We start from the raw sequence: 20,128 nt of genomic DNA on the forward strand, positions 1-20,128 counted from the left end.
CGCTTATCTTTTGGACATCATCAGTAAGATATCCATCGAAAGATCGGTAAAAATCATCTTCGCATTCCCGTTTCGTTCCAGATGATAGTGCGCTTGATTGAAGGAGTCGTAGAGCTTCACCACATGTTCTTCCCTAAGTACGGTTTTGCTGATGTTGTCGATGAATTTCCGGTCTTCTTCAGTCGTGCGAAGTAGCTGATCGAGGTTAAAGTTTTTCAACAAAATCTCCCGAGCCACATTGAGACCGGTGAGTAACAGTGACTTTTGCGCTTCCTTGTCCACTTTGTGAAAGCGATCCGCCTCTTCAAAGATTTCCTTCAGGTTTTTGGATGCACAAAGTCGAAACCAATCCCTGACCTGTGTCACCTGCTTATCCTCGACTTGGTCGATCATCCGGTACGCCTCTCGGAGGTTGCCGTCTGCAAGCATGGCGATTTGTTCGGCAGATTTGCTGTCGGAAACCCCGGTCTGCACCAAATGAGTTTTTATTTCTTCGTCGGAAAAAGCACGAACCAACACTTTCTGAGTTCTAGAGAGGATCGTCGTCAACAATTGGTCAGCCTGCGAAGTCACCAGCATAAACAGTGTTTTCGCCGGGGGCTCTTCGATGATTTTAAGCAGCGCATTGGCAGCAGAGGGATGGAGAAACTCCGGCGCCCAGATCAACATGATCTTGTAGCCGCCCTCAAATGACATCAGCGAAAGTGCCTGTATCATCTTCCGGGCTGCTCCTTTAGAAATATTTAGCTGCTTCTTTTCAAACCCATTGAAGTAGATGAAGTCGTGGACGTTGCCATACGGCTGTGCTGTCGCAAACTTCCTCCAGTTGGTCAGTACATCTGATTTATCGTCATCCTCTCCTCCATCGTCATCATCTTTGGATTTGGTAATAACCGGAAAGGCAAAATTCAGATCGGGCATGACCAACCGACTCATCCGCTGACATGAAGCGCAAGTCCCGCAGGAATCTGTCTCTGTCCTATTCTCACAATAAAGAAATGTGGACAGGGCGAGCGCCAAAGTCAAATTTGCCGAACCTTCGGGACCATGGAAAAGCAGGGCATGCGCCAAATGGTTGTGTTTGACAGCATTGATCAGCTTTTCTTTCGTTTCCGGCAAGCCGGGTATTTCTGCAAATTGCATAGTCTGGATTGATCAGGAAGTTTTATCCCAAATTCTGTAGCTTTTTGTCAATTCAAAAACCCGTTCCATTATTTCTTGGTCTTTTTCTTCCCATGCTCTTCCGCGACGTCCGAGGACGGCTTTAGCCGTATCGGCAAATTTGTCCAGGTTGAAGGTCGATAATCCTGTCGCGCCGCCCCATGAATAGGAAGGGATGAAGTTTCTGGGGTATCCTTCCCCAAAGATAACAGCACCGACACCGACTACCGTACCGGTATTAAACATCGTATTTATCCCGCACTTCGAATGGTCACCCATCATCAACCCGCAAAACTGCAGGCCCGTATTAGCATAGGCGCCCTTGGTGTAGTCCCAAAGCTTGACCGTAGAATAGTTATTTTTCAGGTTGGAAGTATTGGTATCGGCGCCGAGGTTGCACCATTCGCCAAGGACAGAATTGCCCATATAGCCCTCGTGTCCTTTATTGGAGTAGCCAAAAATCACCGAATTGGACACTTCACCGCCGATCTTGGAGAAAGGTCCCACGGTCGTATCTCCGCGAAGTTTCGCGCCCATGTTGACGATGGATCCCTCGCCGAGGGCAAAAGAACCACGGATCAGCGCTCCTTCCTGAACTTCGGCGTTTCGGCCGATATAGATGGGACCATTCTCTGCATTTAGTACTGCTGCTTTAATCTTTGCTCCTTCCTCGACAAAGATATTTTCAGGCGCATAGACGCGGGTATGGGGATCGTCAATCGGCTGAGAAACTCTACCCTTGGTGATCAGCGCAAAGTCCTTGCGGATTTCTGCGGCATTGAACTGGAAGATATTCCAGGTTTTCTGCACCAAAACAGGCTCCTTGTCAAGCTGTATCGACTCCCGGTCGGCTGCAAACGACAGGTTTTTTTCTGTTTCTCCAATATAGGTCGCCAGCAAAAGCTTTCCCCAATAGAGGGCTTGATTTGGCTTGATGTTTTTGAGGATTTCAAAAGTATCCACCTCAGGCAACCATGCTCCATTGACAGCCAGCGCAGGCTTCGCAGTACGGGAAAATTTTTTCTGTAAGTATTCCTGAGTCAGGAAGGAGACTTCGGCTGAGGTATATTTTTGCCATTTCTCGGAGATCTTTAATATCCCTACGCGAATATCTGCGACCGGTCTGGTAAAAGTAAAAGGCAGCAAAGAACCCCGCAGCGCAGGGTCGTCAAACAATACGATTTGATCCATGGGGCAAAAATAAAAAAGTCTCCCGGAATCCATGCTCCAGGAGACTTTTTCGGCGATCGCCGCTTAGAATTACTTCTTCGCGTATCTCTTGTTGAATTTCTCCACTCGTCCAGCCGTATCAAGAAGCATTTTCTTGCCAGTGTAGAATGGATGCGACTCTGAGCTTACTTCAATCTTGTAAACTGGATAAGAGTTGCCGTCTGTCCACTCGATAGTTTCGCTAGTCTCGATAGTAGACTTGGTCATAAACTTAAACTCGCTGGATGTGTCGTAGAATACTACGTCTCTGTAGTTAGGATGAATATCTTTTTTCATGTGTTTATATTTTGTTTTTTTTGATCACATGGAATTTCGCAGGTCTGATAATCGCCTAGCCCTATGAAGCTTGACTCCTGCTCGATTTCATGATATAGCTAGTTTTCTATTGCCTTCTCGAAATGAGGCACAAAGATACCCTTTTAAATAAATCTCACCAAATGTTTGTTCAGGATTTATTTTGGAATCAGTCTAACCTGAGACTAGGGTAAGCAATTATTTGCTTTTCAGGTCTCCGCGCTTAATGGATCGGATAAACTGAGACCAGGCAAACGGATCAAGAATCCGAAGCGGTCTTGGCCCGTAGAGATCCTGATTTTGAAGCATCTGTCCTTGCTGGAAGTATCGGAAATTCTCCCCGCCTGACGCCGGCATGGACTCTGCCCAACGCAACAGCATTTCGGGACTCATGTTTGCCCGGCTGATCGCCATAGGATCTACGACGTTCATCGCGACAATCGCCCTTTTAAACTCTTCCTCTGTAGGATAAGGCATGACCTCAATCTCCGCAAGAGCGATTTCGTCCACTTCCATCGTCAAAATCAGGCTGATCCGGTCGTTCTCCACCTTTTCAGGCACCTTGAAGGTCTGTTTTTTCAAACCGATAAACGTAAATACCACGCTGTCTCCCTCCAACACCGGCATGGAAAAATACCCGAAACGACCACTGGAAGTACCCCTTCCTTTTTTTGGAACATAGATATTCACACCGGGTACCGCGTCGGTACTGTCGGCATTAAGGATAATCCCAGAGAGCTGGATAACTTTTTTATCCCGATCATCTTGAGCAAAAGATCGGGATGGAGCAAGGAGAATCCCAACAACCAAAATCAAGACAAAAGGAAGAAGCTGAGTAATTTTCACGAATATTGAATCTGTTGATGGCTTCAGAAAGCCGTTGCGATTTTAGTATAATTTCGGCTGAAATTTTGTCATCACCCCTATTTCTAAGTTAAAACTTACTAATGAGACTCAAAAATATCAGTTTAAACTATGGATTGCGAATTTTTAAGGCGCTTTCCGAAGAACCACGAGTTAGAATTATCCATCTCCTAATGCTGAACAAAGAACTTAGTATTTCGGACTTGGAGCATATCCTGGACTTCACCCAGACCAAGACCAGCCGACATTTGATTTATTTGAAAAATGCCGGCCTGCTGGGAAGTCGCCGGGTAGACCAGTGGATGTTTTATTATATTTTGGAAGAGTATATTGAAATCATTCAGCAGATTTTCAAGTTTATCCAAAAAGATCCCAGCCTTATCAAAGATCAGGCAACCTATGAAATTCTCAAATCCAACCGGGAATTGGCCATCAACAAAATCCAAAACAATCAATACCGACGCTGATTGCCGCTGTGAAAACTTACCAACATCTCTTTTTCGATCTGGACCACACGCTGTGGGATTACGACCGAAATGTGTCCGAGTCCCTCTCCGAACTTTATCAGATCTATGAACTACACAATCTGGGAATACCGACCTTCGAAGGGTTCTTTGCTTCATTCCACCACATCAACTTCCAGCTTTGGGACTGGTACAATGTTGGAAAAATCGACAAACTCAACCTGAGAAAAGAGCGCTTCCCGAGGATTTTCACACATGCGGGAGGAAATGCAGAAACCATTCCGCTGGAGTTTGAGGAAGAATTCATGAGCAGAACTTCCTCCAAACCCCATGTTTTTCCCCACTCCAAGGAAATCCTGACCTATCTGAAAGCGAAATATCGCCTTCACGTCATCACCAACGGCTTCAATGAGTCGCAGGCAAAAAAACTGAAGTCCTCGGGCCTTGACGGCTTCTTTGAACTGGTCGTCACCTCAGAAACCACCGGACATAAAAAGCCGGATCCCAGAATTTTTCAACATGCCATGAAGCAGCTTTCGACCGACCCCGAACACTGCCTGATGATCGGTGACAATCCCAATTCTGACATTTTGGGTGCCCAGCGAGCAGAGATAGACCAGGTCTTTTTCAATCCTGAAGGAAAAACCATCGAACTCAAACCCACCTACACAATCAGCCATTTGCGGGAACTGGAAGACCTTTTGTAACTGAATGATTCCCCTTTCAGACGGGATGACTTATCTTTGATCTCAGAAACCATATAAACTCCAAATAGAATGTTAAAGGGATTTTTCAACGTACCTGTTCCAGTCAATGAGCCGGTAAAAACCTACGCGCCGGGAAGCACCGAGCGAAAAGAGCTTCAATCCATGCTTGCCGAACTCAGATCAAAACAGCTTGATGTACCCATGTACATCGGCAGTGACGAAGTGAGAACAGGCAACACCCATCCAATGTCTCCTCCCCATGACCACCAGCATATCTTGGGACACTTTCATGAGGGCGATGCCGCACATGTGGAGCAGGCAATCAATGCTGCTCTGGGAGCAAAGTATGCTTGGGAAAACCTCGCATGGGAACAGCGTGCTGCAATTTTCCTAAAAGCCGCAGATTTGATCGCAGGTCCTTACCGCGCGAAAATCAATGCAGCCACCATGCTCGGCCAATCCAAAAATGCCATGCAGGCGGAGATAGACGCAGCCTGCGAATTCATCGATTTTCTCCGCTTCAATGTCCAATACATGACCGAAATCTATGCGCAGCAGCCGCCTGTTTCTGGAGACGGCGTTTGGAATAGATTGGAACAGCGTCCGCTCGAAGGCTTTGTGTTTGCTTTGACTCCGTTCAACTTCACGGCTATCGCCGGAAATCTCCCGACTTCAGCGGCTCTGATGGGAAATACGGTCGTGTGGAAGCCTGCTTACACCCAGATCTACTCCGCAAATGTCCTGATGGAGATCTTCAAAAAAGCGGGCGTGCCGGATGGCGTGATCAACCTGATCTACGTCGATGGCCCTACTGCCGGAGACATTATCTTCAAACATCCCGATTTTGCTGGAATCCACTTCACTGGTTCGACAGGCGTATTCCAGCATATCTGGAAGACCATTGGAGAAAATATCCAAACCTATAAATCCTATCCACGCATCGTCGGCGAGACGGGCGGAAAAGACTTTGTAATCGCTCACAAATCCGCTGACGCAAAAGCAGTGGCCGTTGGCCTGGTCAGAGGAGCTTTTGAGTACCAAGGTCAAAAATGCTCTGCAGCCTCACGTGCTTACATCCCGTCAAATATCTGGGAGGATGTGAAAAAATACATGCTCGATGATCTGGCCACCATCAAGATGGGTGGAACCGAAGACTTCACCAACTTCGTCAATGCCGTGATTGATGAGAAGTCGTTTGACAAAATCTCCAAGTTCATTGACAACGCGAAATCAGCTCCTGGAGTGGAAATCATCGCGGGTGGAAACTGTGACAAATCCAAAGGCTACTTTGTCGAACCAACTTTGATTGTCACTCAAGACCCGATGTACACGACCATGTGCGAGGAGATCTTTGGTCCGGTGCTGACTATCTATGTTTACCACTCTGAGCATTTCGAAGAAGCATTGGAGCTGGTCGATCAGACTTCGCCTTACGCCTTGACCGGAGCGATATTTTCTCAGGATCGTTACGCGGTGGAGTTTGCTACGCAAAAGCTGAAAAATGCAGCCGGTAACTTCTACATCAACGACAAACCAACAGGAGCAGTCGTCGGCCAGCAGCCATTCGGAGGAGCGCGAGCTTCCGGCACCAATGACAAAGCCGGCTCCATGATCAATCTCCTTCGTTGGGTATCTCCTAGAACGATCAAAGAGACCTTTGTGTCACCGAAGGACTATCGATACCCTTTCCTTGAAAAAAACTAAAATCTCAAAAGCCTCGGACATTCCGGGCTTTTTTCTTTTCAATCGGCTTTTCCACTTCGGATCAGCTAAGATTTGATATTCCTTTTCGCGTGTTTGCTCACCTTCCCACTTATTTCGAGGTAAGATCTTTTTTTGACTTAGTGTCCGGACATCAAGGTTTGCTCCGGGATTTGACATTAAGTTCGGAGCTTTCAACAATTAGATTTAGAAAAAAGCGTAAGTTAATAAAATGAGTGCCTCCAATTTTGAGCTAAACTCTGAAAAGCAAAAAGCCGGAAAAGTCCGGCTTTTTGTACGTAGAATTGAATTCCTCAATGAACCTGGCCTCTCAGTTCCCCGCTGGGCACCATGTCTGTATGCACATTTACATACGCATTGCCAGTTCTGAAGGCCTCCCGCAAGATCATAAGGTCTCCTCCTAGAAGCAGACCTGAAAAATTGGTCGGATCGATACCTCCTTTCGCATAAACTCCTGAAACCGGCCCTTCGACTTTATCCATTCTCAGGGTAAAAACCACTCCGCCATTTGCACCCGCTTTTGCAAAATGAATATGAGCAAACCTCACGTTTTCCAGCCCCGCTACGTTCACTTGGAAGGAAAGGGAGCTTCCGTCGTTTGAAAAATTGAACTTCGCTACTCCTGCACCTTTCGAACTTACGGCCGGGACCTCATTCTCTCCGGCCAGCTTGGCTCCATAGTTTTTGTTATCGTTAGGCTCAATTTTACTAACCTGTCCTCGAATCGCGCCACCGGGATTTGTCGTAGTGTGAACGTTGACATAAATCATACCTTCTCCCATTTCCCAAAGCAAATCTGAAATGGTCTCCCCAGCTAAAACGCCTGACAAATCGGAAGAATCGATAGTCCCCTCAGCAATGAATCCATTTGGAAGGTTGGTCACGCTTAGATTGTTGAGCAAATTAACGACAACACCGCCGTTGGTACCTGCAGGTGCTTTGTGAAAATGTGCAGCCGTAATATTCGCGAGATTAGTCACTCTTAGGACGATTTTCAAAGTGTTCGCATCTACCTGCACAACACTAGTCGCGCCGGATCCGGTGGCCACTACTGCCGGAACTTCCTCAGTACCTGTCAGAAAGGCCCCAAATTCAACAGCCTTGCCCTTGCGGGCATTTGCATCAGAATCTGAGGCAGTCGCGGTAGTATTGTCTTCTGCGATTCGATTCATTACAGGACTTTCTTCCTGAATTGTCTGGCAGCTAAAGGCGATCAAAGCCAAAAATGCCAACCCCAGAGGGGGTTTGATAGAGTTTTTCATAGTTACAAGATTTTGGGTTTTTTGAATTGATTTTTTTCCATATACGTAATTTTGTGCCGAGTATGGATTTTTTTGACTATCAATTAATTAACGGCTTTTTTTCGACATTTTCTACTGATTTCTCTTTACCAATACAAATGAATAAATCCACGGAAAAATGGTTTTCCATCTTTTTGATTTGAGTTTTATAGGAATTCATAACAGAAGTTAGGACGAAAAAAACTGAGCCTCCCAAATCGCCAGAATACCATTAAGGTTTCGTTGACGTCGAGAACTCTTCATTAACATTTCAAAACCCTCAAATCGGCATCGAAATACTCGAACATCCCCTACTCCTCCGATGGTCAAACAGGCAGGAACAAAAAACGGCTGGAATCTCTCCAGCCGCTCGTAAATCGTAATTCAAAAATCGTAAATCAAGTATACATCGCTCCATTCACATGCAGCACCTGACCTGAGATATAGGTACTCATATCAGACCCCAAGAAGACGCAGGCATCGGCAATCTCTTCCGGCTTGCCGCCACGCTTCATCGGAATGCCTTCTCTCCAGCCCTGCACGGTTTTTTCATCCAACACTTCAGTCATCTCGGTTTCGATAAATCCCGGAGCGATCGCATTGCAGCGGATGTTTCTGGACCCAAGCTCCAAAGCAACTGACTTGCTGAAGCCGATGATTCCAGCTTTGGAAGCTGCGTAGTTGGCCTGACCGGCGTTCCCTTTGGCTCCGACGACGGAAGTCATGTTGATGATAGAGCCGGATTTGGCCTTCATCATGGTGCGGGTGGCGGCCTTCACTGTATTGAAGCAGGATTTCAGGTTGACGTTCATGATTTCGTCCCAAGACTCTTCGGTCATTCTCATGAGCAGATTGTCGCGGGTGATACCGGCATTGTTGACCAGAATATCCAAGGCACCAAAGTCTGCCACCACGGCATTGACCAATTCCTCTGCCGCCTTAAAGTCGGAAGCATCCGAGCGATAGCCCTTGGCTTTGATCCCAAAAGCTTCCAATTCCGCCACCAAAGCTTCTCCTTTTTCTACACTAGACAAATAGGTGAAAGCTACGTTGGCACCTTCTTGTGCATATTTAATCGCAATGGCCTTGCCGATGCCTTTTGAAGCTCCGGTGATTAGTGCGGTTTTTCCTGAAAGTAATCCCATGAAGTTTAAAATTTTGTTTGGCCAAAATTAGAAAAAACTACCAGACTTTCTGCTTTCAGCAACTGGCCGAAAGGCTTTTTACCTGAAAGCCAAAGATTTAATCCTTGGACAAAGCTGTTCTCAAAAGATCGCTTCTTCAATTGAAGAAATGATAAAATTTCCGATCTATATTGACAAATTATTCAACATGAGTGCGTTTTGACTCAAAGAACTCGAAGAATATCCGATTTTTTTCTGAATTCAAAAGGCCTATTTTTGCAAAGTTTCAATTGTAATTAAACCCATTTTAGATATGTCTTCGACAAAATTTGACTTGATCGTGCTGGGTAGCGGTCCCGGTGGATACGTAGCGGCGATTCGCGCTTCACAACTCGGACTGAAAACAGCGATCGTAGAAGCAGCCGAACTTGGTGGTATTTGCCTCAACTGGGGCTGTATTCCTACTAAGGCTCTTTTGAAAAGCGCCCAAGTTTTTGAATACATCAATCACGCTGCAGACTACGGGATCACCGTGAAAGATTCCAGCGCCGATTTCACGGGAATTGTCAAGCGAAGCCGCGGAGTTGCAGATGGAATGAGCAAGGGCGTGACTTTTTTGATGAAAAAAAACAAGATCGAAGTCATCACCGGCTGGGGCAAGGTCCAGCCCGGCAAAAAAATTGAGGTCACCGATAAAGACGATAAAAAGACGGTATACTCAGCAGACAATATCATCATTGCCACCGGAGCGAGATCCCGTGAGCTGCCGTCGATGAAGATCGATGACAAGAAGATCATCGGCTATCGCAAAGCTTTGACTCTGGAAAAGCTGCCAAAGAAAATGGTGGTTGTGGGTTCCGGAGCCATCGGAATTGAGTTTGCGTATTTCTATTCTACTTTGGGCACAGAGGTGACGATTGTAGAATTCATGGATCGCATCGTGCCGATCGAAGACGCAGAAGTATCCAAGACTTTGGAGAAAATCTACAAGAAGGCCGGCATGCAGATCATGACGTCCTCTGAAGTGACCGCGGTAGACACCAAAGGCGAAGGCTGCAAAGTGACCGTGAAAACCGCCAAAGGCGAAGAGACGTTGGAGTGTGACATCGTCCTTTCGGCAGCAGGGGTTGTATCCAATCTCGAAAACATCGGTTTGGAAGATGTCGGAATCTTGGTAGAAAAAGGCAAAATCAAAGTTGACGAGTATTACAAGACCAACATGCCGGGCTACTATGCAATCGGTGATGTGATTCCTGGGCCAGCGCTGGCTCACGTAGCATCTGCTGAAGGCATCACTTGCGTGGAAAAAATCGCCGGTCACCATCCCGAGCCGATCAACTACGGCAACATCCCAGGCTGTACTTATTGCTCACCTGAGATCGCGTCTGTGGGTATGACTGAGGCGAAAGCAATCGAAGCGGGATACGAAGTGAAAGTGGGTAAGTTCCCTTTCTCCGCTTCTGGAAAAGCTTCCGCAGCTGGCGCAAAAGACGGTTTTGTGAAACTCGTTTTTGATAAAAAATATGGCGAGCTTCTTGGCGCGCACATGATAGGATTCAACGTAACTGAGATGATCGCCGAGATCGTCGCCATCCGCAAGCTAGAGACTACCGGTATGGAACTGATCAAAACCATCCATCCGCACCCAACCATGTCAGAAGCAATCATGGAAGCGGCAGCGGCGGCTTACGACGAGGTAATTCACCTTTGATCAAAATATTTTTGAAATAAATTGACACCAGGTCGAAACATTCGGTCTGGTGTTTTACTTTTAGACAATACCGCACCAACCCATTGACTTTTGCAGGAAGATGAAATCATAGCCGGTCTGAGAGCCAGAGACCGAAAAACGACCGAGTACCTCTACGAGAAGTATTCGAGAGCGCTGTTCGCTGTGATCGCCCGAATCATCTCCGATTCTGACATTGCCGAGGAAGTCTTCCATGATTCTTTTCTCAAAATCACCAAAAAAATCGACTCCTACGACGAGTCAAAAGGCCGCTTATACACCTGGATGGCCAATATTTGCCGGAATGCCTCCATCGACAAACTGCGCTCCAAAGAAATTTCCCAATCCACAAAGACCAACACAATAGATGACTTCGTATATGGCCTTGAAAGTAATTCAGGAACCATGGAGCAGGTAGAGGCGATAGGGGTTAAGGAGTTGATGAACCAACTCAACGAAGATCAACGATTCATTATTGAGTATATTTATTTCAAAGGATATACACACTCGGAAGTGTCAGAGGAGTTTGAAATCCCGCTCGGCACGGTCAAATCGCGTGTCAGAGCGTCACTTCAAGTACTAAAAAAGAACATAGACAGAATCTAGTGGACATTCAATCATACATAGCATCAGGCAAATTGGAGCTCTTCCTTCTGGGAGAGTTGACTGAGCGCGAGCGTGAGGAGGTTCTGGCTTTGGCAAAGACACATCCCGAAATTCAGCGGGAACTTGATGACTTGGAGGAGACGATGTTTTCTTTTGATGAGAAAATGGGAGTAGCTCCTTCACCAAAAGTGAAAGAAAAGATCTTTGCCAGCTTGGAGGAAAGTTTCAAAAAAGAAGAACCTGATTTTGTAAAACCAGCGCCAGTAGAAGCGAAAGTCGTGAAGCTTTCTCCTTGGAAAAACTTTGCGATCGCAGCGTCACTCGTAGCCGTATTGGCGAGTGCGGCAGCGATTTATTTTGCAGGAAAATTCTATGATACAGAGGAGAGATTCACTGCCTTGCTCCAAGACCAGCAAGTGATGGCAGACAATCTCAACCAGGTCAAACTCGAGTTTGAAGAAACCGATTCCCGACTGGATCGTTTGGTGTCAGGAGATTTCAAAAGGGTTCAGATGATTGGTGAGACACTTCCGATGCAGAAGGACGCCAAAGTCGATGTCTTCTGGGATCAAAGTGCACAGGAAGTGTTTGTAGCTGTCAACAACCTGAATTCACTTTCAGCTGAATTTGACTACCAGCTTTGGGCGATTGGAAAAGACGGGCCGGTAGGTATAGGCTTGGTCAATCCTGGTGAAAAATTCACCCTACAGCAAATGCAGGCGGTAGCCGAAGCGGGAGCTTTCGCCATCACCATTGAGCCAAAAGGAGGATCCAAAGCGCCCAACCTTGAGAAACTGGTGGTCTTGGGAGAGACTGCATAATTTCCGCCAATAAATATTGACGAAGCCCGGTTGTGAAATCGGGCTTTTTTTTGTGGCTTTTTCCTAACTTAAGTTTTATTTTTCTCCTGGTATTTTTCAAGTAAACTGGTTCGCTATGTTTTTGTCTTTTTTCACTGTTCAGGACTGCGTGATTTTGCCCGGAGAAAAGAAATATCTCCATGCACTGAACACCCACTCCGATAGGAGTAATCAATTGTTCGGTGATTTAAAGGAGGGCGATATTTTTGGTTTATGCCCATGTGAACGGGACATTCTGGGATACGGAACCGAGTCAAGGCTTTTGACTCTTTCCAAAAAACTCGAAGATGGCTCCTACAGTGTGGAAGTAGAAGGACTCAGAGTCTTCAAAATCGACGAGTTTGTCTATCCTTTACCTGGAAAAAGTTACCCAGGAGGAGAAGTCTCATTTTTGGATGGAGATGACTTGCTTTCAGAAGAGCTTCAAGACGCATTGGTCGAGCAAATCCACGGATTTCTGGAGATAGCGAAAGTCGACATCCGAATCCCTTCTGGAGCTTTGAACACATTTCAACATGCAACATTACACCAGCTTTCTTTTCAAGAAAAATTAGGACTGATCAAACTTGCCAGCGAAACGGAGCGGGCTATATATTTGGTTGACCTGTTGGAAAAGAAACTCAATATGTACAAACAAGTGATCAAGAAATTCCGAATAGATTTGACTGTCGCAGCCGATAGAGCCAAACGAATCAACCCTTCAGACAACTGAGGTATTCAAATCACCTATCCACGCAATATTATTAGCTGCAATTGACGCTTGTTTAACAAACGTGTTTGGAGACGGAAACTTCCCTTTCTCCTCGGATCTACCGATCGCCAAACTTGATCAACGCAAAGCGGTTACCCCGAGGATCTCGGAAAAACACTGATCCACGTCTTCAATTACAGCGGAAAAAGCAGCCTCCTTTTCACCCGAATTTCTGAACTTACCGAAATGGAACTCCAACTCTCCACTCCTGCACTTCTTTTCTCCGCCATCACGCTGCTGATGCTGGCCTTTACCAATCGGTTTTTGGCGATAGCGACTCTGATTCGAGGGCTACACAAAAACTACAACAATGAGCCGGGCTCAGAAAAGATCGTCGAGCAACTTCACAATCTCCGCCGTCGCTTAACACTCATCAAAAACATGCAGCTCTTTGGAGTATTTAGCTTTTTACTCTGCGTGGTTTGTATGTTTTTGCTCTTTCAAGGATACACCTCCGCCGCCAACTGGGTATTTGTCATCAGCATGGGGTCCCTCCTTATCGCGCTGGTGATTTCCTTGGTGGAAATCCAGCTATCTACCAGGGCACTCAATCTGGAACTTTCTGACATGGAAGACATCTTCAAAAACCGATCGAGCAGTCTTGATATTTTCTTCAAAAAAGACAACAAATCTGAGAATGAATAAACACTTTATTTGGACATTAGCCTGCTTTGGGCTGTTCACTTTTTGCAAACCCAGCGACACTTCCCAAGTGGAAGTCTTTGGGCAAAAACTGGTAGGAACACCCACCAACCTGATCCAACTTGCCTCTCTGAAAGAAACCCAGGATTTCTACACCTGGACTGCTGATCGGATTCCGATGGTCTCTGCGCATCGAGGCGGTCCATATCCGGACTTTCCAGAAAACGCCATCGAGACTTTTGCCCATGTGCTTGAATTCACACCCACCATCATCGAGCTCGACGTGGCCATGACCAAGGACTCCGTCTTGGTACTCATGCACGACGATGACCTCGACCGCACGACCAATGGTACTGGGAAAGTGGAAGAGGTTACCTTCGAATACATTCAAGGTCTTTTGCTTGAAGACAATGAGGGAAAGCTTACAGAATTCAAAGTACCCACATTGAAAGAGGCGCTTGTTTGGTCGAAGGGAAAAGCCCTGCTGACCGTGGATATCAAGAAATCTGTACCCTTCGAAAAAGTCGTGGAAGAAGTGCACGAAACCCAATCGGAAGCACATGCTGCCCTGATCACCTATTCCTTTGCGGCAGCCAAAAAACTCCATCACCTCGCGCCAAAGCTCATGCTGTCCATCACCATCAGAAACGAGGAGGAAATCGAGCGAATGGAAGAGACGGGAATCCCCTGGGATCGCGCCATTGCCTTTACTGGATTGGCGGAGCGGACTCCGGAGTTCAACAAAGCCCTACATGATCGAGGAGTGTTCACCATCCTAGGCGTGCTCGGCAACCTAGACAAAAGCGCCGAAGCCCATGGTGACCAGCTCTATGCCTCCTTTGTTCAAAATGGGGCCGACATCCTGGCCACAGACCGCCCCATCGAGGCATCCGCTGCCATTCAAACTTTGGCACCAAAAACCAGTTCCAAATCCAAGTACTTCACCCATGCTGATTGATCTGAGAAGCGACACGGTGACCCGGCCGACTCCGGGCATGAAAGAAGCCATGTTTACTGCGCCAGTGGGCGACGACGTCTTCGGCGAAGATCCGACGGTCAATGCGCTGGAGGAAAAAATCGCCAAGCTCTTTGGCATGGAAGCCGCGCTCTATTGCCCGTCGGGCACCATGACCAACCAGATCGCGATTCGTCTCCACACCCGGATTCAGACCGAGGTGATTTGTCATCAGCATTCCCACATCTACCTCTATGAGGGAGGTGGTATCATGGCCAATTCTCTGGCCTCAGTGAAGTTGCTTGATGGAAATTTGGGAAAAATCACTGCTTCACAAATCGCCGAGGCAATCAATCCCGACGACGTACATGCTGCGGAAACGACCTTGGTTTCCCTCGAAAACACCATGAACAAGGGTGGAGGAAGCATTTATATCTTAGACGAAATAAAGCCAATCCGAACGCTTTGCCGGGAAAAAGGCATCAAACTCCACTTGGATGGTGCAAGACTTTTCAATGCCTTGGTCGAAACCGGCGAAAGTCCCGCCGACTGGGGAGCACAGTTTGACACGATATCCATCTGCCTAAGCAAAGGCTTGGGCTGTCCGGTGGGTTCTGTGTTACTTGGTTCCAAAGCCGATATCAAACGAGCCCGAAAAGTCAGAAAGGTATTCGGCGGCGGGATGCGGCAGGCCGGCTTCTTGGCCGCGGCCGGAATCTATGCCCTGGATCACCAAGTAGACCGCTTGAAAGAAGATCATGCGCGGGCAAGAGCCCTGGGAAAGATGCTGGAGGCCTTGCCCTCAGTTTCGGAGGTTTTTCCCGTCGCAACCAACATCGTGATCGCCAGACTGGAGGGAATTTCTCCGGAAAGCTTCATGCAAAAGCTGGCCGAGAAAGAGATCAAATCGGTCAAGTTCGGCCCAGATCTGGTTCGCTTTGTCACCCATCATGACTTTGGGGATGAGCAGCTGGAGGAGTTTGGGAGAAGAATAACGACAATCTGATTTTTATTTTTCAAACTTAAATCATTTACTAACTTCATACGTTAGTACCTCGAGACGATACTGATGATTCAAACTTTTGGAGACAAGGAAACTGAAAAAATTTGGAATGGTTCAAAGTCTTCGAAACTACCTCATGAAATTCAGGAAATAGCTCGGAGAAAACTAAGGATGATAAACAACTCTTCAACCATTAGCGACCTTAGAATTCCTCCATCCAATCACTTGGAAAAGCTTTCCGGTAATTTGAGCGGCTTGTATAGTATCAGAGTGAATAAGCAATGGCGGATTATTTTCTCGTGGGTAGAAAATCATTCATTTGAAGTGCAAATCGTCGATTATCATTAAAAATTATGATTATGGAAAAGTTAAAAAACATCCACCCAGGAGAGATTCTGTCGGAAGAGTTCCTTAAACCCATGGGAATTTCAGCTTATAGATTAGCTAAAGAAACGAACATTCCCCAAACGCGGATTTCCGAAATCGTCCTAGGGAGACGGCGGATTTCAGCAGATTCTGCTCTGAGATTTTCCAAGTTTTTTGGCACCTCTGCCACATTCTGGCTAGGATTGCAGAATGACTTCGATCTCGAAGAAGAAAAAAACACAAAGCAGACAGAGTTTGACGCAATCATCCAATTCGATTTTAACCAAGCCTAAAACGGCCTTTTTTTTATACTATTTTGCCACACCTTTGATTTGGTCACCAAGTCTTATGTCTTGCATATAAGCGTATTGTCTCTCCAAAGAAGATGAACAACACTCCCCTCGCCGAACGGATGCGCCCGACCCGATTGGAAGATCTGATCGGGCAAGAGCATCTCTCCTTGCCCTCTTCTTTCCTACACAAAGCCCTCAAGTCCGGCAATGTACCTTCTCTCATTCTTTGGGGACCTCCGGGCGTGGGCAAGACTACGATTGCCAATATCATCGCCAACGAGATCAAAGCGCCGTTTTACACACTCAGTGCAATCAGCTCGGGAGTGAAAGACATCCGGGAGGTGATTGAGAAAGCCCGATTCCAGCAAGGGGTAATCCTCTTCATCGACGAGATCCACCGCTTCAACAAGTCCCAACAGGATGCACTGCTCGGCGCCGTGGAAAAAGGCACTATTCGGTTGATCGGAGCGACTACGGAAAACCCTTCCTTCGAGGTTAATTCAGCTTTGCTATCGCGCTGCCAGGTTTTCACCCTGAACCCACTTGGAAAAGCCGAATTGGAAGCCATGATGAAGCAAGCATTGGAAAAAGACGTCGAACTGAAAAAAAAGCGAGTCGAACTCCAGGAGATAGATGCCCTGCTTCGCATTTCTGGAGGTGACGGAAGGAAACTTCTGAACCTGCTTGAGATTGTCATTGACGGAATCAATGAAGACCTGTCTGTGATCACAGATGAAAAGGTGATGCAGATCGCCCAGCAAAAGGTCGCTCTTTATGACAAATCCGGCGAGCAGCACTACGACATCATCTCAGCCTTCATCAAATCCATCCGTGGTTCGGATCCCAATGCCGCAGTCTATTGGCTGGCTCGGATGATAGAAGGAGGAGAGGACGTCAAGTTCATCGCCCGTCGGCTCGTTATCCTTGCCTCGGAAGACATTGGCAACGCAAATCCAAATGCGCTCTTGTTGGCTACCAACTGCTTTGAAGCCGTCAAGATTATCGGCTATCCCGAAGCGAGAATTATCCTTTCCCAATGTGTAACCTATCTGGCCAGCTCTCCCAAGAGCAATGCCGCCTATATGGCCATCAATCAAGCTCAGGCTATCGTCAAAGAGACAGGGAACCTCTCTATTCCGCTTCATCTCCGAAATGCGCCCACCAAGCTGATGAAGGATCTGAATTATGGCAAAGCCTACAAGTATTCCCATGACTTCCCCGGCAACTTTGTAGCGCAGGAGTTTCTTCCTGATGAAATCAAAAACACGAAACTCTACGATCCCGGCGAAAATGCGAGGGAAAACGAGCTGAGAAAGTATCTATCGAGTAAATGGAAAGGGAAGTATGGGTATTAGAACATTTGAAATTTGAGATCTAAGACTTGAAATTTCTGAGCCTCTCAAAACTTCGAAAAATTAATTCCGCTCATTTTCAAATAATTGTAGGCGAACACAAACTTTTATTTGCCTTTAAAAAATTAGAATCTACCTTTGCAATCCGTTTGATAAGCAACGGGAGTTTAGCTCAGCTGGTTCAGAGCATCTGCCTTACAAGCAGAGGGTCGGGGGTTCGAATCCCTCAACTCCCACATTCAAATCTAATCGCACGTGATTAGAAAAAATTTCACAGTCCTTCGGGAGTTTAGCTCAACTGGTTCAGAGCATCCCGATGCAATCGGGAGGGTCTAGGGTAAATCCCTCAACTCCCACATTCAAATCTAATCGCACGAGATTAGAAAAAATTTCACAGTCCTTCGGGAGTTTAGCTCAGCTGGTTCAGAGCATCTGCCTTACAAGCAGAGGGTCGGGGGTTCGAATCCCTCAACTCCCACTACAAGCCTCAGAAAAATCTGGGGCTTTTCTTTTTTCAGGATATGGGCTGCTTTTTTTACATTCTATACTCACCCTCTGCCGGCAGATTCTATGTCGGACACACCTGCGAAAAACTTGAAGAAAGGCTGAGAAAGCACAACTCAAACCATAAAGGCTTTACTGGCAAAAAAAACGACTGGAACGTCGTCTATTTCGAGGAGTTCGGCTCAAAGTCAGACGCCTATAAAAGGGAACGACAGGTGAAGTCGTGGAAATCAAAAAAGAGAATAGAAGAACTCATTCCCCGATAATCGCAAACACCGGGCTCAGCGCATCCCGATGCAATCGGGAGGGTCTAGGGCAAACCCCTCAACTCCACATTCAAATCTAATCGCACGAGATTAGAAAAAAATTCACAGTCCTTCGGGAGTTTAGCTCAGCTGGTTCAGAGCACGCCGATGCATTCGGGAGGGCCGGGGGTTCTCCTGAAAGCTTTCCGGACTCAACTCCCACACTATAGCCTCAGATTTAGGGGGTTTTTTTTCTGCTTTGCTGGCAGGCCCAATATTTTTGATGAAGTTCGTCAAACATTGAAAATGAAAGAAACTTCATTGGTTCCACTAAAAAGACAGACTAGGCAGGCAGCCATGTGAATGGTTTTATTCAATTGATGCTTAAATTGAACTGGCAGCCAACAGGTCCTGAATATGTTGGCTGGCATTCAGGCTCAAACCGATTAATTAAAAATCCCACTTCTATGGCCTACGACCTATATCTCGCCGAAAGATTGAAACGGATCCTCTCTGACAGAAAGGCGAATTTTTACCAAAAAGCGATGATGGGCGGAGTGGTGTTTATGGTCGAAGACAAGATGTGTATCGGAATCGCAAGAGATAAAAAAACTTCCGAAGATAGGCTTATGGCCCGTATCGGCGAAAAAGCTCAATTGAGATATGCCAATAAACTTGGCTGCAGACCGATGGAATTCACAGGCAGGCCCATGAAAGATTTCGTGTTTGCCTATCCTGAAGGGTATGATCTCGAGAAGGATTTGGAGTTTTGGGTAGCGCTGGCTTTGGAGTTCAACCCCTTTGCAAAAAAGAGCAAATCCAGAACCTAGGAATCTTGTCAAAAAAGGAAAATCATGAAATCCCCACGGAAAAAAATCAAATACTCTAGTAGAAATGCGTTCCGTCGAACCAAATAAATCCCAAACTATTCCATGATTGATTCTTAAATAGGTAAATGGTGATGGAGAGAAACCAATTATTCAGCGCTGTGAAGGAGATCATTCTCCAGTCCAGAGGCAGGGCATTCAGAATGGTGAATGCGGTGCTCATTGAGACTTATTGGCAGATAGGTAAGACCATTCTAGAAGACGAGCAGCAGGGAAACATCAAAGCTACCTATGGTAAAGGCATTCTAAAAAATTTAGCTCAGCAACTCACATTAGAATTCGGAAAAGGATTTGACGAGCGCAATCTCAACAACATGCGGTCTTTCTACAAAGCTTTTCCAATTTGGAACGCATTGCGTACCGAATTGAGCTGGACTCATTACAGATTACTTTCCAGATTGGACAGTGAACAAAAGAAGAACTTTTATCTATCAGAATCTATTGCCGCCAATTGGAATAGCCGTGAATTGCAACGCCAAATCAGTAGCCTGGCCTTCGAAAGGCTAGTAAAACAGGTTCCTGAAAATTCCAGACCTTCCATTCAAAACCTTATAAAAGACCCCTACATTTTTGAGTTTTTGGGATTAAGCCCTTCGATTAAAAATGCGGAGCATAGCATCGAATCTGCCATCATCACCCATATCCAACAGTTTCTTTTAGAGTTCGGAAATGGCTTTGCCTTTGTAGCCCGACAGCAGCATATTGTCACTGACACATCTGACTTTTATATCGATTTGGTGTTTTACAACTACCTCCTCAAATGTTTTGTGATCATCGATCTTATGACGGGTAATCTTTCCCACCAAGATATAGGACAAATCGACATGTATGTCCGTATGTATGATGATCTGAAAAGAGGCCCTGACGACAATCCAACTATTGGCATTTTACTTTGTTCGGAGAAGGATGAAACCATTGTGAAATACTCCGTACTCAACGACAGAAACAACCTATTTGCCAGCAAATACCTCTTATATCTACCTAAAAAGGAAGAGTTAAAAGCCTTGGTCGAACAAGACAGACAGCGGTTTGAACTCGACAATAGCGACCTAAAATGACATCTTTGGATTGAAATTTCAAAAGGGCGAG

22 protein-coding genes and 3 tRNA genes are annotated in these 20,128 nt (G+C 46.2%); 19 read left to right on the forward strand and 6 right to left on the reverse strand.

All coding sequences use genetic code 11. From position 1 onward, the window contains the following. Nucleotides 1-3: 3 nt before the first annotated feature. From ABD031_RS18930 to ABD031_RS18945, 4 genes are all read right to left on the reverse strand, one after another. Nucleotides 4-1,143, reverse strand: a complete 1,140-nt coding sequence (locus ABD031_RS18930) for a DNA polymerase III subunit (RefSeq protein WP_343854250.1) — start codon at nt 1,141-1,143, stop codon at nt 4-6. Nucleotides 1,144-1,155: 12 nt separating this feature from the next. Beyond that, nucleotides 1,156-2,352, reverse strand: a complete 1,197-nt coding sequence (locus tag ABD031_RS18935; RefSeq protein WP_343854251.1) for a GlmU family protein — start codon at nt 2,350-2,352, stop codon at nt 1,156-1,158. A 69-nt stretch (nt 2,353-2,421) separates the two neighbouring features. Further along, nucleotides 2,422-2,667: a type B 50S ribosomal protein L31 gene (locus ABD031_RS18940; protein WP_343854252.1), complete on the reverse strand. Its 246-nt coding sequence runs from the start codon at nt 2,665-2,667 to the stop codon at nt 2,422-2,424. Between the two features lie 216 nt (nt 2,668-2,883). Beyond that, nucleotides 2,884-3,495, reverse strand: coding sequence for a carboxypeptidase-like regulatory domain-containing protein (locus ABD031_RS18945; protein WP_425542799.1), 612 nt, complete (start codon nt 3,493-3,495; stop codon nt 2,884-2,886). 137 nt (nt 3,496-3,632) lie between these two features. On the opposite strand from ABD031_RS18945, the gene ABD031_RS18950 reads away from it, so the two are divergent. The 3 genes from ABD031_RS18950 to pruA all read left to right on the forward strand — a co-directional run bounded on the left by ABD031_RS18950 (nt 3,633) and on the right by pruA (nt 6,424). Then, the gene (locus ABD031_RS18950) at nt 3,633-4,016 is read left to right on the forward strand and encodes an ArsR/SmtB family transcription factor (RefSeq protein ID WP_343854254.1); all 384 of its coding nucleotides are present in this window, start codon (nt 3,633-3,635) and stop codon (nt 4,014-4,016) included. 8 nt (nt 4,017-4,024) lie between these two features. Beyond that, entirely contained in the window at nt 4,025-4,720 is a 696-nt protein-coding gene (locus tag ABD031_RS18955; RefSeq protein WP_343854255.1) for a YjjG family noncanonical pyrimidine nucleotidase, read from the forward strand. A 69-nt stretch (nt 4,721-4,789) separates the two neighbouring features. Further along, on the forward strand, nt 4,790-6,424 hold the full coding sequence (gene pruA, locus ABD031_RS18960) for an L-glutamate gamma-semialdehyde dehydrogenase (protein ID WP_343854256.1): 1,635 nt from the start codon (nt 4,790-4,792) through the stop codon (nt 6,422-6,424). Nucleotides 6,425-6,735: 311 nt separating this feature from the next. Here pruA and ABD031_RS18965 read toward each other — a convergent pair whose 3' ends face one another. Together ABD031_RS18965 and fabG are read right to left on the reverse strand one after the other, a co-directional pair. After that, nucleotides 6,736-7,704: a CHRD domain-containing protein gene (locus tag ABD031_RS18965; protein WP_343854257.1), complete on the reverse strand. Its 969-nt coding sequence runs from the start codon at nt 7,702-7,704 to the stop codon at nt 6,736-6,738. Between the two features lie 416 nt (nt 7,705-8,120). Next, nucleotides 8,121-8,867, reverse strand: coding sequence for a 3-oxoacyl-[acyl-carrier-protein] reductase (gene fabG, locus ABD031_RS18970; RefSeq protein WP_343854259.1), 747 nt, complete (start codon nt 8,865-8,867; stop codon nt 8,121-8,123). A 292-nt stretch (nt 8,868-9,159) separates the two neighbouring features. On the opposite strand from fabG, the gene lpdA reads away from it, so the two are divergent. From lpdA to ABD031_RS19050, 16 genes are all read left to right on the forward strand, one after another. Beyond that, nucleotides 9,160-10,557: a dihydrolipoyl dehydrogenase gene (gene lpdA, locus ABD031_RS18975; protein ID WP_343854260.1), complete on the forward strand. Its 1,398-nt coding sequence runs from the start codon at nt 9,160-9,162 to the stop codon at nt 10,555-10,557. A gap of 90 nt (nt 10,558-10,647) precedes the next feature. Then, nucleotides 10,648-11,181: an RNA polymerase sigma factor gene (locus ABD031_RS18980; protein WP_343854261.1), complete on the forward strand. Its 534-nt coding sequence runs from the start codon at nt 10,648-10,650 to the stop codon at nt 11,179-11,181. Continuing rightward, complete coding sequence (locus ABD031_RS18985; RefSeq protein ID WP_343854263.1) at nt 11,181-12,002, forward strand: anti-sigma factor; 822 nt, start codon at nt 11,181-11,183, stop codon at nt 12,000-12,002. The genes ABD031_RS18980 and ABD031_RS18985 overlap by 1 nt, the downstream gene beginning before the upstream one ends. A 115-nt stretch (nt 12,003-12,117) precedes the next feature. Continuing rightward, a complete protein-coding gene (locus tag ABD031_RS18990) occupies nt 12,118-12,753 on the forward strand; it encodes a hypothetical protein (RefSeq protein ID WP_343854264.1) in 636 nt (211 codons plus the stop codon). Between the two features lie 225 nt (nt 12,754-12,978). After that, nucleotides 12,979-13,437: a DUF2721 domain-containing protein gene (locus tag ABD031_RS18995; protein WP_343854265.1), complete on the forward strand. Its 459-nt coding sequence runs from the start codon at nt 12,979-12,981 to the stop codon at nt 13,435-13,437. After that, nucleotides 13,430-14,392 (forward strand): glycerophosphodiester phosphodiesterase family protein, encoded by a 963-nt coding sequence (locus ABD031_RS19000; protein WP_343854266.1) that lies wholly within the window; start codon nt 13,430-13,432, stop codon nt 14,390-14,392. Before ABD031_RS18995 ends, ABD031_RS19000 begins: the two co-directional genes overlap by 8 nt. Beyond that, nucleotides 14,382-15,395 carry a threonine aldolase family protein gene (locus ABD031_RS19005; RefSeq protein ID WP_343854268.1) on the forward strand — a complete coding sequence of 338 codons (1,014 nt, stop codon included), beginning with the start codon at nt 14,382-14,384 and terminating at the stop codon, nt 15,393-15,395. The genes ABD031_RS19000 and ABD031_RS19005 overlap by 11 nt, the downstream gene beginning before the upstream one ends. Nucleotides 15,396-15,458: 63 nt before the next feature. After that, nucleotides 15,459-15,740: a type II toxin-antitoxin system RelE/ParE family toxin gene (locus ABD031_RS19010; protein WP_343854269.1), complete on the forward strand. Its 282-nt coding sequence runs from the start codon at nt 15,459-15,461 to the stop codon at nt 15,738-15,740. Between the two features lie 11 nt (nt 15,741-15,751). Continuing rightward, nucleotides 15,752-16,051, forward strand: a complete 300-nt coding sequence (locus tag ABD031_RS19015; RefSeq protein ID WP_343854270.1) for a HigA family addiction module antitoxin — start codon at nt 15,752-15,754, stop codon at nt 16,049-16,051. A gap of 92 nt (nt 16,052-16,143) precedes the next feature. Further along, a complete protein-coding gene (locus ABD031_RS19020; protein ID WP_343854271.1) occupies nt 16,144-17,406 on the forward strand; it encodes a replication-associated recombination protein A in 1,263 nt (420 codons plus the stop codon). Between the two features lie 158 nt (nt 17,407-17,564). Continuing rightward, nucleotides 17,565-17,639, forward strand: a tRNA-Val gene (locus ABD031_RS19025). Nucleotides 17,640-17,686: 47 nt separating this feature from the next. After that, nucleotides 17,687-17,759 (forward strand) — tRNA-Cys (locus ABD031_RS19030). Between the two features lie 47 nt (nt 17,760-17,806). Beyond that, nucleotides 17,807-17,881: transfer RNA gene (locus tag ABD031_RS19035), tRNA-Val, on the forward strand. A 43-nt stretch (nt 17,882-17,924) separates the two neighbouring features. Next, on the forward strand, nt 17,925-18,173 hold the full coding sequence (locus ABD031_RS19040; protein ID WP_343854273.1) for a GIY-YIG nuclease family protein: 249 nt from the start codon (nt 17,925-17,927) through the stop codon (nt 18,171-18,173). Between the two features lie 446 nt (nt 18,174-18,619). Continuing rightward, nucleotides 18,620-18,982, forward strand: a complete 363-nt coding sequence (locus ABD031_RS19045) for a TfoX/Sxy family protein (protein WP_343854274.1) — start codon at nt 18,620-18,622, stop codon at nt 18,980-18,982. Between the two features lie 131 nt (nt 18,983-19,113). Next, on the forward strand, nt 19,114-20,097 hold the full coding sequence (locus ABD031_RS19050; protein WP_343854275.1) for a PDDEXK nuclease domain-containing protein: 984 nt from the start codon (nt 19,114-19,116) through the stop codon (nt 20,095-20,097). The last annotated feature ends 31 nt before the right edge of the window (nt 20,098-20,128 follow it).

The organism is Algoriphagus jejuensis (genome assembly GCF_039523455.1).
GTDB lineage: Bacteria > Bacteroidota > Bacteroidia > Cytophagales > Cyclobacteriaceae > Algoriphagus > Algoriphagus jejuensis.

Excerpts from the sequence above, each read along its gene's own strand:
- ABD031_RS18930 (WP_343854250.1), bottom strand. The coding sequence starts at position 1,143 with ATGCAATTTGCAGAAATACCCGGCTTGCCGGAAACGAAAGAAAAGCTG.
- ABD031_RS18935 (WP_343854251.1), bottom strand. The coding sequence starts at position 2,352 with ATGGATCAAATCGTATTGTTTGACGACCCTGCGCTGCGGGGTTCTTTG.
- ABD031_RS18940 (WP_343854252.1), bottom strand. The coding sequence starts at position 2,667 with ATGAAAAAAGATATTCATCCTAACTACAGAGACGTAGTATTCTACGAC.
- ABD031_RS18950 (WP_343854254.1), top strand. The coding sequence starts at position 3,633 with ATGAGACTCAAAAATATCAGTTTAAACTATGGATTGCGAATTTTTAAG.
- pruA (WP_343854256.1), top strand. The coding sequence starts at position 4,790 with ATGTTAAAGGGATTTTTCAACGTACCTGTTCCAGTCAATGAGCCGGTA.
- ABD031_RS18965 (WP_343854257.1), bottom strand. The coding sequence starts at position 7,704 with ATGAAAAACTCTATCAAACCCCCTCTGGGGTTGGCATTTTTGGCTTTG.
- fabG (WP_343854259.1), bottom strand. The coding sequence starts at position 8,867 with ATGGGATTACTTTCAGGAAAAACCGCACTAATCACCGGAGCTTCAAAA.
- lpdA (WP_343854260.1), top strand. The coding sequence starts at position 9,160 with ATGTCTTCGACAAAATTTGACTTGATCGTGCTGGGTAGCGGTCCCGGT.
- ABD031_RS18990 (WP_343854264.1), top strand. The coding sequence starts at position 12,118 with ATGTTTTTGTCTTTTTTCACTGTTCAGGACTGCGTGATTTTGCCCGGA.
- ABD031_RS18995 (WP_343854265.1), top strand. The coding sequence starts at position 12,979 with ATGGAACTCCAACTCTCCACTCCTGCACTTCTTTTCTCCGCCATCACG.
- ABD031_RS19000 (WP_343854266.1), top strand. The coding sequence starts at position 13,430 with ATGAATAAACACTTTATTTGGACATTAGCCTGCTTTGGGCTGTTCACT.
- ABD031_RS19005 (WP_343854268.1), top strand. The coding sequence starts at position 14,382 with ATGCTGATTGATCTGAGAAGCGACACGGTGACCCGGCCGACTCCGGGC.
- ABD031_RS19010 (WP_343854269.1), top strand. The coding sequence starts at position 15,459 with ATGATTCAAACTTTTGGAGACAAGGAAACTGAAAAAATTTGGAATGGT.
- ABD031_RS19015 (WP_343854270.1), top strand. The coding sequence starts at position 15,752 with ATGGAAAAGTTAAAAAACATCCACCCAGGAGAGATTCTGTCGGAAGAG.
- ABD031_RS19020 (WP_343854271.1), top strand. The coding sequence starts at position 16,144 with ATGAACAACACTCCCCTCGCCGAACGGATGCGCCCGACCCGATTGGAA.
- ABD031_RS19040 (WP_343854273.1), top strand. The coding sequence starts at position 17,925 with ATGGGCTGCTTTTTTTACATTCTATACTCACCCTCTGCCGGCAGATTC.
- ABD031_RS19045 (WP_343854274.1), top strand. The coding sequence starts at position 18,620 with ATGGCCTACGACCTATATCTCGCCGAAAGATTGAAACGGATCCTCTCT.
- ABD031_RS19050 (WP_343854275.1), top strand. The coding sequence starts at position 19,114 with ATGGAGAGAAACCAATTATTCAGCGCTGTGAAGGAGATCATTCTCCAG.